The sequence below is a fragment of the Flavobacterium polysaccharolyticum genome, from assembly GCF_038739875.1.
In the GTDB taxonomy this organism is placed as follows: Bacteria; Bacteroidota; Bacteroidia; order Flavobacteriales; family Flavobacteriaceae; genus Flavobacterium; species Flavobacterium polysaccharolyticum.
In genome coordinates this window covers 144,885-160,740 of record NZ_JBCGDP010000007.1, presented here as the reverse complement: position 1 = coordinate 160,740, position 15,856 = coordinate 144,885, and the positions used below count along the sequence as shown (strand labels likewise).

General features: G+C 35.1%; 12 protein-coding genes. 9 read left to right on the top strand and 3 right to left on the bottom strand.

Features of this window, described 5'->3' with window-relative positions:
- Window positions 1–40: 40 nt before the first annotated feature.
- The 9 genes from WFZ86_RS09075 (at window position 41) to WFZ86_RS09035 (ending at window position 8,608) form a co-directional block, all read left to right on the top strand.
- Entirely contained in the window at window positions 41–586 is a 546-nt protein-coding gene (locus WFZ86_RS09075; RefSeq protein WP_342691644.1) for a NuoI/complex I 23 kDa subunit family protein, read from the top strand.
- Window positions 586–1,098: an NADH-quinone oxidoreductase subunit J family protein gene (locus WFZ86_RS09070; protein WP_342691643.1), complete on the top strand. Its 513-nt coding sequence runs from the start codon at window positions 586–588 to the stop codon at window positions 1,096–1,098. Before WFZ86_RS09075 ends, WFZ86_RS09070 begins: the two co-directional genes overlap by 1 nt.
- A 1-nt stretch (window position 1,099) precedes the next feature.
- Window positions 1,100–1,420 (top strand): NADH-quinone oxidoreductase subunit NuoK, encoded by a 321-nt coding sequence (gene nuoK, locus WFZ86_RS09065; RefSeq protein WP_064715342.1) that lies wholly within the window; start codon window positions 1,100–1,102, stop codon window positions 1,418–1,420.
- Window positions 1,421–1,426: 6 nt separating this feature from the next.
- Window positions 1,427–3,310 (top strand): NADH-quinone oxidoreductase subunit L, encoded by a 1,884-nt coding sequence (gene nuoL, locus WFZ86_RS09060; RefSeq protein WP_342691642.1) that lies wholly within the window; start codon window positions 1,427–1,429, stop codon window positions 3,308–3,310.
- Window positions 3,311–3,322: 12 nt separating this feature from the next.
- Window positions 3,323–4,762, top strand: coding sequence for a complex I subunit 4 family protein (locus WFZ86_RS09055; RefSeq protein ID WP_342691641.1), 1,440 nt, complete (start codon window positions 3,323–3,325; stop codon window positions 4,760–4,762).
- A 34-nt stretch (window positions 4,763–4,796) separates the two neighbouring features.
- Window positions 4,797–5,165, top strand: coding sequence for a four helix bundle protein (locus tag WFZ86_RS09050; RefSeq protein ID WP_159688417.1), 369 nt, complete (start codon window positions 4,797–4,799; stop codon window positions 5,163–5,165).
- A 71-nt stretch (window positions 5,166–5,236) separates the two neighbouring features.
- A complete protein-coding gene (locus WFZ86_RS09045) occupies window positions 5,237–6,604 on the top strand; it encodes an NADH-quinone oxidoreductase subunit N (protein WP_342691640.1) in 1,368 nt (455 codons plus the stop codon).
- Window positions 6,605–6,907: 303 nt separating this feature from the next.
- Window positions 6,908–7,615, top strand: coding sequence for a DsbA family oxidoreductase (locus tag WFZ86_RS09040; RefSeq protein ID WP_342691639.1), 708 nt, complete (start codon window positions 6,908–6,910; stop codon window positions 7,613–7,615).
- Between the two features lie 6 nt (window positions 7,616–7,621).
- Window positions 7,622–8,608: a Gfo/Idh/MocA family protein gene (locus WFZ86_RS09035; RefSeq protein ID WP_342691638.1), complete on the top strand. Its 987-nt coding sequence runs from the start codon at window positions 7,622–7,624 to the stop codon at window positions 8,606–8,608.
- Window positions 8,609–8,633: 25 nt separating this feature from the next.
- On the opposite strand, the gene WFZ86_RS09030 is transcribed toward WFZ86_RS09035, so the two are convergent.
- The 3 genes from WFZ86_RS09030 to WFZ86_RS09020 form a co-directional block, all read right to left on the bottom strand.
- Window positions 8,634–11,066 carry a glycoside hydrolase family 95 protein gene (locus WFZ86_RS09030; RefSeq protein WP_342691637.1) on the bottom strand — a complete coding sequence of 811 codons (2,433 nt, stop codon included), beginning with the start codon at window positions 11,064–11,066 and terminating at the stop codon, window positions 8,634–8,636.
- Window positions 11,067–11,148: 82 nt separating this feature from the next.
- Window positions 11,149–13,053 (bottom strand): sialate O-acetylesterase, encoded by a 1,905-nt coding sequence (locus WFZ86_RS09025; protein ID WP_342691636.1) that lies wholly within the window; start codon window positions 13,051–13,053, stop codon window positions 11,149–11,151.
- 98 nt (window positions 13,054–13,151) lie between these two features.
- Window positions 13,152–15,485 carry a glycoside hydrolase family 31 protein gene (locus tag WFZ86_RS09020; RefSeq protein ID WP_342691635.1) on the bottom strand — a complete coding sequence of 778 codons (2,334 nt, stop codon included), beginning with the start codon at window positions 15,483–15,485 and terminating at the stop codon, window positions 13,152–13,154.
- Window positions 15,486–15,856 lie beyond the last annotated feature (371 nt).

Genomic DNA, 15,856 nt, shown 5'->3' with positions numbered 1-15,856 from the left:
TATAGCGGATAGCAGGATTAGCTTTAAATAAAAAGAAAAAATGTCAATAGAAACTATATCATTATCGGGTAGAAAAAAGATGGTTTCCAATAAGGAGATGACCTTTTTGGAGCGTATGTATCTTGTGGCGATTGTAAAAGGTTTATTCATTACAATCCAACACTTCTTTAAAAAGAAAGCCACAATTCATTACCCAGAACAAGTGCGTACTATGAGTCCAGTTTACAGAGGACAGCACATGTTGAAAAGAGATGAACAAGGTAGAGAAAACTGTACTGCGTGTGGGTTATGTGCGTTATCATGTCCTGCTGAAGCCATTACGATGAAAGCAGCAGAGCGTAAGGCAGATGAAAAACACTTGTATCGCGAAGAAAAATATGCCGAAATCTACGAAATCAATATGTTGCGTTGTATTTTCTGTGGTTTGTGCGAAGAGGCTTGTCCTAAAGATGCTATTTATTTAACTATTTCAAAAGAGTTAGTTCCTGCTAATTACGATAGAGAAGACTTTATTTTTGGAAAAGATAAATTGGTAATGCCTTTAGAAATGGCGATAAAAAATACTCAACTTCAAAACGCTAACTAATGTCTACAGTACTCATCGTTTTTTGCCTGTTAGGCTTTATTACATTGGCCAGTGCCTTTCTAACAGTTTTTACCCGAAATCCAATACATAGTGCTATTTACTTAGTGATTTGTTTCTTCTCGATTGCAGGTCATTATTTATTATTGAATGCTCAATTTTTGGCTATAGTTCATATCATTGTTTACTCTGGTGCGATTATGATTTTGTTCTTATTTACAATCATGTTAATGAATTTGAATAAGGAAGATGAAGTACATAAACCAAGAATTACGCGCTTAGGTGCAATTGTTTCGTTTTGTTTAGTATGCTTGGTATTGATTGCCATTTTTACCAATTCAAAACCAATTGTTGGAGAATATGTAGCTACTGGTGAAGATTACCAATCCATCAATGTTTTGGGTAAAATTCTATTAAACGAATATATGGTTCCGTTTGAATTCGCCTCTATTTTGTTATTGACAGCAATGATAGGAACGGTTCTATTGTCTAAAAAAGAAAAATTAGAAAAGTAAGATGAATAATATTTTAAACCAGATTGGTATCGAAAACTACATCTTTTTGAGTGTCATACTTTTTTGTATCGGCATCTTTGGAGTTTTATACAGACGAAATGCCATCATTGTTTTCATGTCGATTGAGATTATGTTGAATGCCGTGAATTTACTTTTTGTAGCTTTCTCCACGTATCACCAAGATGCGCAAGGACAAGTTTTTGTGTTTTTCTCAATGGCGGTAGCGGCAGCAGAAGTAGCTGTTGGACTTGCGATTTTAGTTTCTATTTTTAGAAATCTAGGGTCGATTAGTATCGATAATTTAAAAAACTTAAAAGGATAAATGGAAATGAATACCAACATAGCATTAGTCTTAGTTCTAGCTCCTTTAGTAGGCTTTTTAATCAATGTGTTTTTTGGAAAAAATTTAGGAAAAACAGTTTCGGGAGCTCTTGGAACTTTGACCGTTTTAGTATCGTTTATCGCTACTTGCTTTTTCTTCAGTACAGTTTCTTCGTCAAAAGAAGCGATACAAATTTCATTATTTGATTGGATTCAGATAGGAACATTTAAAATTGATTTAGGTTTTTTAATTGACCAACTTTCAGTATTGTGGTTGCTTTTTGTAACGGGTATTGGTTCGTTGATACATTTATATTCTATTAGTTATATGCACGATGATGAAAATATGCACAAGTTTTTTGCTTATTTGAATCTGTTTGTGTTTTTCATGATTACCCTAGTAATTGGAAGTAATTTATTGGTTTTATTCATCGGATGGGAAGGCGTTGGACTTTGCTCCTACTTACTTATTGGTTTTTGGTATAAAAATCAAGACTACAATGATGCTGCCAAAAAAGCTTTCATCATGAACAGAATTGGTGACTTAGGGTTATTGATTGGTATTTTCATTTTAGGAAGACAATTCAATACTTTAGATTACACATCTTTAAAAACTATCATTTCTGGTGCTTCAGAGCTTAATTTATACGCTGTTGCAGTAGCTGCTTTTGCTCTATTTATTGGAGCTTGTGGTAAATCGGCACAGATTCCATTGTACACTTGGTTACCAGACGCGATGGCTGGACCAACACCAGTTTCGGCTCTAATTCACGCGGCAACGATGGTTACTGCGGGTATCTTTATGATTACTCGTTTGAATTTTATCTTTGATTTAGCTCCAGACGTTCAAAACATCATTGCAATTGTGGGTGCTATAACTTCTCTTGTAGCTGCAACTATTGGATTAGCACAAAATGATATCAAAAAAGTATTGGCATATTCTACCGTTTCTCAACTGGGATTAATGTTCTTGGCTTTAGGATTAGGTGCTTATGAAGTAGCCGTTTTCCACGTTATCACTCATGCTTTTTTCAAAGCTTGTTTGTTCTTAGGTTCTGGTTCAGTAATTCATGCTTTGCATGGCGAACAAGACATGCGCAATATGGGTGGTCTACGTAAAGTTATGCCAGTAACTTTCATCACTATGTTGGTATCTTCACTAGCAATTTCAGGTGTTCCTTTGTTTTCAGGATTTTTCTCTAAAGATGAGATTTTGTTAACTGCTTTCCACCACAACATACCTTTATGGGTAATTGGTTCTATTGCGTCTATTATGACTGCTTTTTATATGTTCCGTTTGCTTTTCTTAACTTTCTTCAAGGAGTTTAGAGGAACCGAAGAACAAAAACATCACTTACACGAAAGTCCAGCCTTGATTACTGTGCCTTTGATTATTTTAGCCATTTTGGCCACTTTTGGTGGATTGATAAGCTTACCTGGCAATAGCTGGTTGAACCATTATTTAATTCCGATACTACCTAAATTAGCAACTGCTGAACATCATTTAGGAACCACAGAATATACTTTAATGGCTATTGCTGTAATTGGAGGAATTGTAGGTATTGCAATTGCTTACTTCAAATACATCAAAAATGATACAGTTCCGCCAGCTGATGCTGAAATCACTGGGTTTACAAAAGTCGTATACAACAAATATTATGTAGATGAGTTGTATGATACGCTTTTTGTAAAAACAACCAACGCTTTGTCTCGCTTCTTTAGAGATTATGTTGAAACAGGTATCTCTAGCTTTGTTTTTGGTCTTGGAAAAGTAACTAACGAATTAGGATTTTATGGAAGAAAAGTACAAAACGGAAGTGTAGGTTTATACCTTTTCGCTTTTGTTTTGGGGCTTTGCGCGATTATTTCCTTTTTATTTTTAGCACAATAATACACACATACTATGAACGTATCTCTTATATTACTATTACTTTTAATTGGCGCTTTAGTCACTTATTTGGCTGGTGACAAACTCGCTTCAAAGGTAGCCTTGTTGTTTGGACTAGGTACATTTGGAGCCTCTATTGTGCTTTTGAATCAGTATAATGCAGATGAAAACATTAGTTTAATAGCAAATTGGATTAATCAACCTAAAGTGGTTTTTGCTCTAAAAGCAGATGGATTATCATTAGCCATGCTATTATTAACTACAGCATTAACTCCTATAATTATTTATTCTTCTTTTGGGAATGACCTAAAAAATGCCAAATCATTTTATGCCTTAGTTTTATTTATGGCTTTTGCGATGGTGGGTACGTTTTTAGCTTCAGATGGACTTTTATACTACATTTTCTGGGAATTAGCTTTATTACCTATTTACTTTATTGCTTTAGTTTGGGGTAATGGTGATGCTGAGGAACGCAAAAAAGCAGTAGTTAAATTCTTTATATACACACTTGCAGGTTCATTGTTTATGTTGGTTGCCTTTGTTTATATGTACCAACAAGCGGGAAGCTTTTTACTAGAAGATTTATATAAATTAAACTTAACTGCTTCTGAACAAAAATGGATTTTCCTAGCTTTCTTCGGAGCTTATGCTATCAAAATACCATTAATTCCTTTTCATACTTGGCAAGCTAATGTGTACCAAAAAGCACCAACTGTTGGTACAATGTTACTTTCAGGTATTATGTTAAAAATGGGATTGTACAGCGTACTTCGTTGGCAATTGCCTTTATCTAGAATTGCAGCTAAAGAATATATGCCAATTTTTATCGCTATAGGTATTGCTGGTGTTGTTTATGGCTCAATTGTAGCGCTAAGACAAAAGGATTTAAAAAAGTTATTAGCTTATTCTTCTTTAGCTCACGTTGGTTTAATCGCTGCTGGAGCTTACACTTTAACCATCGATGGATTTAGAGGTGCTGTTTTGCAAATGATTGCTCACGGTTTTGTAGTGGTAGGTCTTTTCTTTGCTGCTGAAATCATTTACAGAAGATATGAAACAAGAGCCATTTCAGAAATGGGAGGCATTCGTGCATTAGCACCAAAATTTACCTCTTTGTTTTTAATTTTAGTTTTGGCCTCTGTTGCTTTACCAACTACTTTCAACTTTGTTGGGGAATTTACCGTTTTGTATAGCTTATCTCAAATCAACATTTGGTTTGCCATCTTGGGTGGTACAACCATAATTTTTGGGGCTTATTATATGCTTAAGATGTTTCAATATGTTATGCTTGGTGAAACAAATACCAAAACGTTTTATCCTCTTTCATTAAGCGAAACCATAACGTTACTAAGTATAGTTGCAGTGCTGTTCTTTTTTGGATTGTACCCAAAACCAATTACAGACTTAATCACACCAAGTCTAGAAGAAATTTTAACACAAATCAATAAGATTTAGGAATTTAATAATTAGGAATTAGGATTTTTTAAAAATGACAAAAGAGGAACTTAAAAATAGAACCAAACAATTTGCTTTGGATGTTTTTAAATTTTTAATGAGTCTTGAGAAAACAAAAGCAAATGATGTAGTCTCTTTTCAACTTTTTAAATCATCATCATCAGTTGCAGCAAATTATAGAGCTGTTTGTAGAGGAAAATCAGATGCTGATTTTTTAAACAAACTAAAAATTGTAGATGAAGAAGCAGATGAAAGTTTGTTTTGGTTAGAATTTATAAAGGGTTTAGAAGTACCTTGTGATAAAACAGTATTAGATTCACTAATAAAAGAAGCAAATGAATTAGTATCAATTTTTTCAGCTGCCATAAAAACAATAAAAGAAAAAAATAACAGTAAAAAATAGGGCTTTTGAGATGGTGAATTAAGTGTTACTTTTAAATCCTAAATCAAAAATCCTGAATCAAAAAATCAAAAATGAATACATTAATAGCTATAATAGGATTAGGTGTTTTATGCCTTTTATTTGAAATTCTTGATTTCAGAAAAGCAATTATTCCTTTAACCATCATTGGATTATTAGGTGTACTTGGCTTAACCGTTGCCGATTACAATGCACCTGCTTCTTATTACAACAATATGATTTCGGTCAATAATTTCTCTGTTACTTTTTCGAGTTTATTTATTGTACTTACCATATTTCTAGTGGCATTAAGCCATAATTTTTACGAAAATCATCAGTCAAAATTATCTGATTTTATTGCCATAAAAATATTCTTATTATCAGGGGCTGTTGCGATGGTTTCTTTTGGAAACTTGGCTATGTTCTTCTTAGGCATTGAAGTTTTATCTATTTCATTATACATTCTTGCGGCAAGTAACCGTATGAACTTGAAAAGCAATGAAGCTGGTATGAAATACTTTTTGATGGGTTCATTTGCTTCTGGAATCATTCTTTTTGGCATCTGCCTTGTTTACGGCGCTATGGGTAGCTTTGATGTTTCAGAAATAAGTCAAATGTCTCAATCAGCTGAATTACCAATATGGTTCCCAATTGGTATTATTTTATTGAGCATTGGTATGTTGTTTAAAATTGCTGCTGTACCTTTCCATTTTTGGGCACCAGATGTTTATGAAGGTTCTCCATCAATGACTACAGCGACGATGAGTACGTTGGCAAAAGTTGTGGCAATGGCTACATTTTTCAAATTACTATCGGCTTTGAATGCCGATTTAAATTATAACTTCCAATTGGTGATTGTTATTATTTCTATTGCTTCAATGACAGTAGGTAACATAATGGCTTTAAAACAAAGCAATGTAAAACGTATGTTGGCCTTTTCAGGTATATCTCACGCTGGTTTTATGATTATGACTTTGTTAAGCATCGGAACTTCAGCTGGAAGTTTATTGTACTATGCTACTGCTTATTCTTTGGCAGGTATTGGTGCTTTTAGCGTGCTACTTTACGTATGCAAAAACCAAAACAACGAAGACATCACCAATTTCCAAGGTTTAGGTAAAACAAATCCGCTATTGGCAGCTGTTTTAACAGGTTCATTATTGTCAATGGCAGGTATTCCTATCTTTTCAGGTTTCTTCGCTAAATTGGCTTTATTCAACCAAACTATTGATGCTGGTTACTTAGTTGTCGTAATTGTTGCCGTAATCAACTCTATCATAAGTGTGGGTTATTACTTCAAATTAATTTTAGCGATGTACAGTAAAGAGCCAAACGAAACAAGAACTGGAAAACCATTCTTGATTTATGCAGTGGCCATTCTTTCATTGTTATTAAACATAGCGTTAGGGCTTTTCCCCTCCTTAGTAATGGATTTAATTTAAAACCGAATTCAATATAAATTGCAACCGTCTCCAATGTACTTTTGAGACGGTTTTTTTATAATAAATAGTTTAACCTAGATTCCGCATTAGAAATCTACTACAACTAAATTCTTCTTCAAAACCAAGAACTTACTCCCATTTTTAAATTCAAAATACAAAAGTATTACATCTTCAAAAATAGTCCGTGAGCTCTTGCTTTTATTGAATAATTCAGTTTCGCTACGAAATCTAATGCAGATTCTAGATTTAAAAACGAAGCTTTGCTTTGAAATCAGTTATTTTTGTATCACTAAATAAAATAAGATGTCATCACCCATAACCATACAAATTTGGTCCGATATTATGTGTCCGTTTTGCTACATCGGAAAACGAAGACTAGAATCAGCCATTGCACAATTCGAATTTAAAAACGTCGTAGCTATAGAGTGGAAAAGTTTTCAATTAGACGCTAACTTCGTTGCTTCAAAAGAAGATAGTTTGGTTGAACATTTAGCAGAAAAATATAGAAAAGATAATGATTGGGCACAACAGATGCTCGATGATATGACACAGAATGCTAAAAACGTTGGTCTGGATTTTCACTTTGAAAAAGCTAAAATGGCAAATTCCTATAATGCGCATCGTTTGTTGCATTTGGCCAAAGAAAAAGAAGTCGCGGATTCGTTAAAAGAGTTGTTATTCAAAGCCTATCTTATCGACGGATTGGATATCAACAGCATTCCTGTGCTAACTGCTTTAGGGAAAGAAGTTGGATTAGAAGAGGAAAGTATCAACTCAGTCCTCTCCTCAGATAAGTTTGGTGACGCCGTTAGAAAAGACCAACAAGAAGCACAAGCTATAGGCGTACAAGGAGTTCCCTTTTTTGTTTTGAATAATAAATATGCCATTTCTGGAGCGCAATATCCAGAAACTTTTCTGAATGCCTTGAAACAAATTTGGGAAGAAGTAGAAAACACTAGCATCAACACAGAAGCAGATAACTCTTGTTGCGGCATAGACGGATGTAATTAAAAGATAATGGATATAAAAGATAAAACAATCCGCTGGGGAATTATTGGTTGCGGTAATGTAACCGAAATCAAAAGTGGCCCCGCCTATCAAAAAACAGAAGGATTTACCATCGGAGCTGTGATGCGTCGTGATGAAGAAAAAGCAGCGGATTATGCCAAAAGACACAGCATAGCCAAATACTACACCGATGCGGATGCCCTAATCAATGACCCTGAAATAGATGCGGTTTATATTGCAACGCCTCCAGATGTTCACAAATATTATGGATTAAAAGTAGCCGAAGCAGGAAAACCCTGTTGTATAGAAAAACCATTAGCGCCCAACTATAAAGATTGTGTTGCCATCACTGAAGCATTTGCCTCTAAAACCATTCCATTATTTGTTGCCTATTACAGACGTACCTTGCCAAGATTTGAGCAAATAAAAGAATGGATTAACAGTCATAAAATTGGCACAATTAGACATCTTCATTGGCATTTGAGTAAACCCACCTCAGCACAAGACCTTTCAGGAGATTACAATTGGAGAACCGATAGTAAAATTGCTACTGGAGGCTATTTTGATGATTTAGCCAGTCACGGATTGGATTTGTTTGTGCATTATTTTGGAACCATAACGAATGTTTCCGGAATTAGTCTCAACCAACAGGGACTATACACTGCAAAAGATGCCGCAACCGCTTGTTGGCTGCACGAATCAGGAATCACTGGAAGTGGTTGTTGGAATTTTGGCACCTTAGAACGGGAAGACAAAGTAGAAATTTTTGGAAGCGAGGGCAAAATTGTTTTTTCGGTTTTTGAAAACGAACCTATGCTACTCACAACTTCAGAAGGCACAACAGCACACGAAATAGCACACCCAGAAAACATTCAATTGTATCACGTGCAACAAATGAGAGATCACTTGTTAGGTCGCTCACAACATCCATCAACCGGAGCAACAGCCACCCACACCAACTGGGTTATGGATCGAATTATTGGAAATGAAATATAAAAAAAGCGACACTTGTCGCTTTTTTTTACCATAAAATTTCTTGAGTTTCACCCTTCTTTATAAGTATAGATTTCGTTTGATTCCCATAAATAAGGGTAGTCTTTCCGCCCAATTTACTTGAAATAATTAGTTTACTAAGTCTTTTTTTATCCCAATGCATTTCGAGTTCGAAACCTCCTCTGGCAGAGATTCCTTTGATAGTTCCTGTTTCCCAAGCATCGGGTAAGGCGGGCAATAGTCTTATCTCGTTTTCATTAGATTGCACCAACATTTCTACGACAGCAGCAGTACCACCAAAATTACCATCAATTTGGAATGGTGGATGGGCATCAAACAAATTTGGATAGGTTCCCCCTCCTCTTCTTGGTTTTTCAGTTTTCTTTCCATCTGGATCTACATATCGCAACAGTTCTCTAAACATCTTGTAAGCCCGATTGCCATCCCAAAGTCGAGCCCAAAGATTAATCCTCCAGCCTTTGGACCAACCAGTAGTTTCATCCCCTTTGATTTCTAATGCTTTTTTACAGGCCAAAGCCAATTCAGGAGTTTTGGAAGGTGTAATATGATCGCCAGGGAATAATCCGAATAAATGTGACTGATGTCGGTGTCTAGGATCTTTATCTTCCCAATCAAAATACCATTCTTGTAAATTTCCCTTTTGCCCAATTTGATAGGGATGCAATCTCGATAAATCTCTTTCGAGCTGAGCTCTAAAATCAGCATCAATATTTAGAACTTTAGAAGCTTTTATTGTTTTATCAAAACATTCTCGAATCATCGCCAAATCGGCAGTTCCTCCATAAAGAGTTGCTCCGACAAAACCATCAGGCGTTATGTATTGATTTTCGGGTGAAGTCGAAGGTGCGGTAATTAAATTACCTTTTTTGTCAGTAACAAGCCAATTCATGCAAAATTCAGCTGCTCCTTTCATCAATGGATAACCTTCCTTTTCTAGGTATTTTTTGTCTTGAGTAAAAACATAGTGCTCCCAAATATGAGTACTTAACCAAGCACCCGCCAAAGGCCAACAAGCCCACATTGGGTCTTCTTTTCCAAATTGACCAACTGGATTTGACATCGCCCAAATATCAGAATTATGAGCTGCAGCCCAACCTTTATCAACTCCATAAAAAGTCTTCGCAGTAACTTTACCCGTTACCGAAAGATTTTTAATAAAACTCAAAAGAGGCAAATGCAATTCGGAAAGATTAGTGTTTTCGGCTAACCAATAATTCTCTTCAAGATTGATGTTCATCGTATAATTACTGTTCCAAGGTGGATTTAAGTAAGGATTCCATAAGCCTTGTAAATTAGCGGGAACACCTAAAGTTCTCGAACTACTAATAAGTAAATAACGGCCATAATTAAAGTAGAGGATTTCAAGACTTTTATCTTCTGCACCATCAGCATAGCGTAATAAACGTTCGTCTGTTGGTAAATCGGGAGCTTTTGTATTACCTAAATCTAGAGAAACTCGATTGTAGAATTTTTGGTAATCGGCGATGTGAGATTTTTTTAATTTATCGAATGATATTGAGAAAGCTTTGCTTAAGTTTTTCTTTGCAATAGAATTTGCGATTCCATCGATAGAAGGATCTTTGTCAAAACCCTTAAAACTAGTTGCAACAGAAACATAAATCACAACATCCGTGGCATTTTTCAATTCCAAAGTATTATTGCTGAATGAAACAGTTCCATCAATATTTTTTACTTTTAGCAAAGAAATAAAGCGAGTTCCTTTAACAATGACTTCTTTTTTTTCTGGCACTATTTCCGGATGATACCCAGCCGGCAGATAAGTTTCTGAATTTTTAACATACCCTGGATTTTCATGCATTGGCGCAATACCATTCATTTCTAATACATTATTTTTTACAACTGTATTTGACTCTAATAAACTACTGAAATTAACATCAAAATTTAAAGCTCCCTTTTGGCTACTTGTCAATTTGACAATCATAATTTGATCGGGTGCTGAAACAAAGTATTCTCTGGTGAATTTTACACCTTCAACTTCATAACTTACTTTAGAAATTGCTTTAGAAATATCCAACTCTCTGTAATAATTAGTCGCTTTTCCTTTGTTATAATGAGTAATTAGTAATGTTCCTAAAGGAGCATAAGATTCCGAGTTTTTACCTTGTATTTTTTTATTTAACTCCTCAGCTAACTTATAATCTTCTTTATTAAATGCATCACGAATAGCTGGTAAGTTTTTGTAAGCATATTTATTCATATATGGATCTACAGGTTCTCCTGACCATAATGTGATATCATTTAAATAAATTTTATCCGAATTGATACCTCCAAAAACAGTTGCCCCCATTTTTCCGTTGCCTAAAACCAAACTTTCTTCAAAAAATTCGGCGGGTTGGTTGTACCACAAAATGTGATTGGACTGGGCTTGGCCTTTATCAAAAAAAGAAAAAATAATAAAAATGATGTAGGTGTATTTCATAAAAAAATATTTTTATCTGAATTTATGCTGATGCGGGTCGTCCAAATGCAACGTTGAGACGGGTTGAAACCCGTCTGTTGCGTTATGGATTTATTTTATATTTTTCATTGGCAGTAATCAATTCCCAATTATCGGTTCGGAATGGGGAGGCTGGAAATTTTTCTTTATTGAAAAGATTGATTTCGGTGTCATCGTCTGCCCAACCGTAACGCACCGCCAAAGGATTCAATACCTCATCACTAGAAACAATAATTTTATTGTCTTTAATAAAAGCTTTAGCTGAATAAAAAACTTTGTCATTACCCGCAATTTCAAATCCTTTAAGCTCAGCGTTATTGGGCGTTGAAAGTCCGCCACCGATAACATCGAAAGTTAAAACAATTTGTTTCCCTTTTATTTGGTGTGCTTTATAAATTGGCCCTCCAAAAACTCCTTTTTGACCATACAAATTATTCAAAGCAATAGCAGCCAGACGCAAACCAACGTCTTTTTTATTGGTTGGATGAATATCTTTGGCATTTCCAATGTCAGTGGTAACCGCCATTCCTGTATTTTTAACGTGTAAAGTTTCGGATTGTGCTTCGCGCAATTCTGCCCAGCGACTTCCTTTGTTACTGTTGCCACCAAACTCATCAAAAGTGGACAGTTGTACATAATAAAACGGAAAATCACCTTGTCCCCATTGGGTTCGCCAATCCTGAATCAGTAGAGGGAACGCTTTTTTATATTGATGAGCTCTCCAAACATTGGCTTCGCCCTGATACCAAAGTACCCCTTGAAAAGCATACGGAATTAATGGATTGACCATCGCATTGTATAATAACGAAGGGAAAGAATTGGGTGAAATAGCAATTTTTACTTGAACGACATTAAACTTCCAAGCACCGTCAATTTTAATTTCAGAATCATTGAAAGTTAACTTTAAATCAGAGGGATCACCGTAAATTCCACCACCACCTGTATAGTCCGTAATTCGCACTGCAATAACATTTATGCCTTCTTTTAAAATTCCTGAAGGAATCGTATACTTTCTTGGAGCATCCCAAAGTTTATTGGTTCCAACCTGAACCCCATTGACATAGGTTACATCTTCGTCATCTATTTTGGATAAGTGCAAAACGGCTCCTTGTTGAGCTTGCTGTGCTGTTAGAACAATGGATTTTCGCATCCAAACTACACCATCGATATTGCCAATTTGTTGATTTTCCCATAATGAAGGAATCTTAATTTCTGGCCATTTGGAATCATTAAAATCTGGTGTCTTAAATTGATTTTCATTATTCAAAGACACCTCAAAACCCTGAACTTTTTGAATATTGTCTAGAAGAGATTTCTTGTAGGTTTCAAAAACAGCGTCCATATTAACTTGGGGTATGTGGGCAACACTATTTTTAAAGTCGTTGTTGTTGGCCAACGCTTCACGACTGGTCCAAGTTTCAACACAGGTTCCACCCCAAGACGTATTGATAATTCCGATGGGAACTTTCAAATCAGCATATATTTTTTGGGCAAAAAAGTAACCAACAGCAGTAAAATCTTTTAAGCTTTCAGCATTAGCATTTGTCCATTTTCCCTCTTTAAGCTCTTCTTTGGGAGTTCCACTCAAGTCTTGAGCCACTAAAAACTGACGAATCATCACGTTATTAGCTTGGGCTTTTTGAGTTTCAAAATCAGGTAATTTGTACATTTGAAATTCCATATTGGATTGTCCGCTACAAATCCACACTTCTCCGACCAGAACATCCTTGAGAACTATTTGGTTTTTACCCTTTATAGAAAGTACAAAAGGGCCTCCTGCTTTTTCAGCGTCAAATTTTACCATCCATTTACCCGTTGCATCAGCAGTGATGGTTTTGGTTTGTTGCTTAAAATGAACCTCTATCTTTTCATTGGCATCTGCCCACCCCCAAACGGGTATCGGTTTGTTGCGTTGCAAAACCATTCCGTCAGCAAAAATTAGCGGCATACGGACATTGGCATTTGCCATTATGCAAAAAAATAGAAAGAGAAATGTAATCGATTTTTTCATTTTTTAAATTTATATTAATGTATTCTAAAAACAACAATCACTTTGTTAACTTATAGTTAGTCTTTGGCAATGATTATTTTTTTTCCTGAATAAGAAACAACTTTATCATACTTACTGATCAATTCGGCACCGACTCCTTTGTTTTTTGAAACAAAAACTATATTAAATTTTCTATCGTTTAACATTCCTGAAAATGCCCCTTTACGATCATTAATGGTCAATGTTCTGCTTTTATTATTCCATGAAAATTTGATATTTGTATACATACCTTTTTGGTAGTTGTAATTGTCATTTTCATCTTCATATAAAGTAAACTCGCCATCAGCCCCTTCATAAACACGAACTTCAAGATCATCCCATTTTTTTTCTGTGGCAAATTGAACTTTGGGTCCAAAAGGCAATATTGTGCCTGCTTTTATATACAAAGGGATAATATCTAATGGCGCTTCTTTTTTTATTCTTTGACCCCCTTGAATTGACTCACCTGTCCAGAAATCAAACCAGTTAGTGCCATTAGGCAAATAAACCTCTTTTGTTTTAACAACACTATAATCTTCAATTGGAGTTACTGTATCATCTTTAGTTAGATTTTTCCAATACATGGCTTCCGTAACTGGTGCAACAAGTATTGATTTACCAAACATGAATTCATCATTTATATTTAGTGCATTTTTATCATTGTCAAAATCCATAACCAAAGCACGCATCATACTAGAGTTTTTTGAGGTTACATCCCAAGAAGTGGCATAGATGTATGGCAGTAGGCTGTACCGAAGATGGATGTATTTTTCTATAGCATCATATGTTGGATTCCCTTTTTTACCAAAGTGATAAAGTTCGCGCGGAACTCCCTCGCCATGAGAACGCATCATTGGACAAAATGTACCAAACTCCATCCAACGTACATGAAGTTCACGATAATCAAGATTGGTAAGCGGTTTTTTAAAATCCCACAAAAAGAATCCACCAATATCACTATTCCAATAAGGAATCCCTGAAAGTGAAAAATTTAATCCAGCAGAAATTTGATTGCGTAAAGCCTTCCAAGAAGCATTAACATCACCAGACCAAGTATTGGCACCATATCGTTGTTGACCTGCAAAAGCAGAGCGTGTAAGAATAAATATTCTTTTATCATTAGACTCTTTAAGTTGATGCTCAGCGACACCCCCTACAGTCATTAATGGAAATGCGTTGCGTACTTTTCTAAAAGAACCTAAGTAAGTTTTAGTATCAAAATCGGTAGTTTTTGCATCCAGATGATCTGGCTCTGATGAATCCATCCACCAACCATCCATACCTAGAGAAAAAATACCTTTATTTAGATCATCCCAATAAATATCTCTTGCAAAAGGATTAAATGCGTCATAAACCCTAACACCCGAAGGATACTCTTTGTTTACTGGAAACTTTTCAACACCAGATTCAGGCCAAGTTATGAAATTAAATAAAGCATCAATTTTATCTAAAGATTTGTAGGTTTTTGTGTTGGGGCCAAATGAATTCCAAATAGAAATAATCATGTGTGCGTTTAAACCATGAACCTCATCCACCATTTTTTTAGGATCATAAAAAGCTGGATTTAAAAACTCCATAGCGTTCCAAAGATAATTATTGCCCCAATATTGCCAATCTTGAATAATGCCATCTAAAGGCACTTGTAATTCACGAAATTTTTTAACAACATCAACTAATTCATCTTGGCTTTTATATCGTTCTCTACTTTGCCAAAAACCAAAAGTCCATAGAGGAAACATTGGTGCTTTACCCGTGAGCATTCGCATGGACGAAACAACAGTATCAGCGTTACCACCATACATAAAATAATAATCAACACCATCACCAACTTCTGACTTGAAGTATGTGTTAGTTGCATTGTCTTCGAAAACAGTAGGCGAATAATTGTCCCAAAACACCCCATACCCCTTAGACGACAACATAAACGGAATATAGTCATCTGTGTTTCCTTGAATCATATTCAGTTTTGTGTTTCGCTTAGACATCTTACCCTCTTGTTGTTGCCCTAGACCATAAATCTCTTCTTCTTTTTCTAATAAAAAACACTGCGAAACGGTATAGGTTTTAGAGCCTGCATCATCAAAATCTGTAAAATCTGTTCCAGCATGCTTTTCAGTCAAAAGGAGATGTTTGTCAAGATCAAAAAAGGATATTTTACCGTCTTTTAAGTCAAGAAAAACTTGCAGTTTACTGCTTCTTACAGAAAGTATATTACCTTCTTCTTTAATAACAAGTTTTGTAGGCAATGGCTTTAGAATAACTGAAAGGCTTTGTTTTATAAAATCTTTGCCTTTGGGGTGCTTTATTACTCTTAAAGTTGCCTCATTAAAAAACTGGAGTTCAATTTCGACACCACTAATAGATGTTTGCATGCCAAACTCTGTTTTTTTATAGTTTTGAGCATAAGAACCTTGGCAGAATAATAAAAAAAGAATTATAGAAATTTTAAAAGACAATAGCTTCATTTTATAAAATAATTTAATAACTGGAGTATGAATATGTAACTTAACATTTATCGTTAGGATTTATGATAATAAATATACCCTATTTTAGGAGCCCAAAATATTACAAATCATAAAGAGAAAGCAAAGTCCTAAACAAAGTAAGTTGCTGGCAATATAAATTGTCATATTTAATTCCGATATTTACTTACAATATTCCGATGGCAATTTACCAAACAATATTCTCGCTAAGATGCTAAGACGCAGTATTCACAGAGCTTTCTTTGCGACTTTGCGAGAAA

What these genes read in the sequence shown, in the direction of transcription:
- WFZ86_RS09035 (WP_342691638.1), top strand. Translation starts at nt 7,622, where the DNA reads ATGGATATAAAAGATAAAACAATCCGCTGGGGAATTATTGGTTGCGGT.
- WFZ86_RS09040 (WP_342691639.1), top strand. Translation starts at nt 6,908, where the DNA reads ATGTCATCACCCATAACCATACAAATTTGGTCCGATATTATGTGTCCG.
- WFZ86_RS09050 (WP_159688417.1), top strand. Translation starts at nt 4,797, where the DNA reads ATGACAAAAGAGGAACTTAAAAATAGAACCAAACAATTTGCTTTGGAT.
- WFZ86_RS09075 (WP_342691644.1), top strand. Translation starts at nt 41, where the DNA reads ATGTCAATAGAAACTATATCATTATCGGGTAGAAAAAAGATGGTTTCC.
- WFZ86_RS09030 (WP_342691637.1), bottom strand. Translation starts at nt 11,066, where the DNA reads ATGAAATACACCTACATCATTTTTATTATTTTTTCTTTTTTTGATAAA.
- WFZ86_RS09055 (WP_342691641.1), top strand. Translation starts at nt 3,323, where the DNA reads ATGAACGTATCTCTTATATTACTATTACTTTTAATTGGCGCTTTAGTC.
- WFZ86_RS09020 (WP_342691635.1), bottom strand. Translation starts at nt 15,485, where the DNA reads ATGCAAACATCTATTAGTGGTGTCGAAATTGAACTCCAGTTTTTTAAT.
- nuoL (WP_342691642.1), top strand. Translation starts at nt 1,427, where the DNA reads ATGAATACCAACATAGCATTAGTCTTAGTTCTAGCTCCTTTAGTAGGC.
- nuoK (WP_064715342.1), top strand. Translation starts at nt 1,100, where the DNA reads ATGAATAATATTTTAAACCAGATTGGTATCGAAAACTACATCTTTTTG.
- WFZ86_RS09070 (WP_342691643.1), top strand. Translation starts at nt 586, where the DNA reads ATGTCTACAGTACTCATCGTTTTTTGCCTGTTAGGCTTTATTACATTG.
- WFZ86_RS09025 (WP_342691636.1), bottom strand. Translation starts at nt 13,053, where the DNA reads ATGGCAAATGCCAATGTCCGTATGCCGCTAATTTTTGCTGACGGAATG.
- WFZ86_RS09045 (WP_342691640.1), top strand. Translation starts at nt 5,237, where the DNA reads ATGAATACATTAATAGCTATAATAGGATTAGGTGTTTTATGCCTTTTA.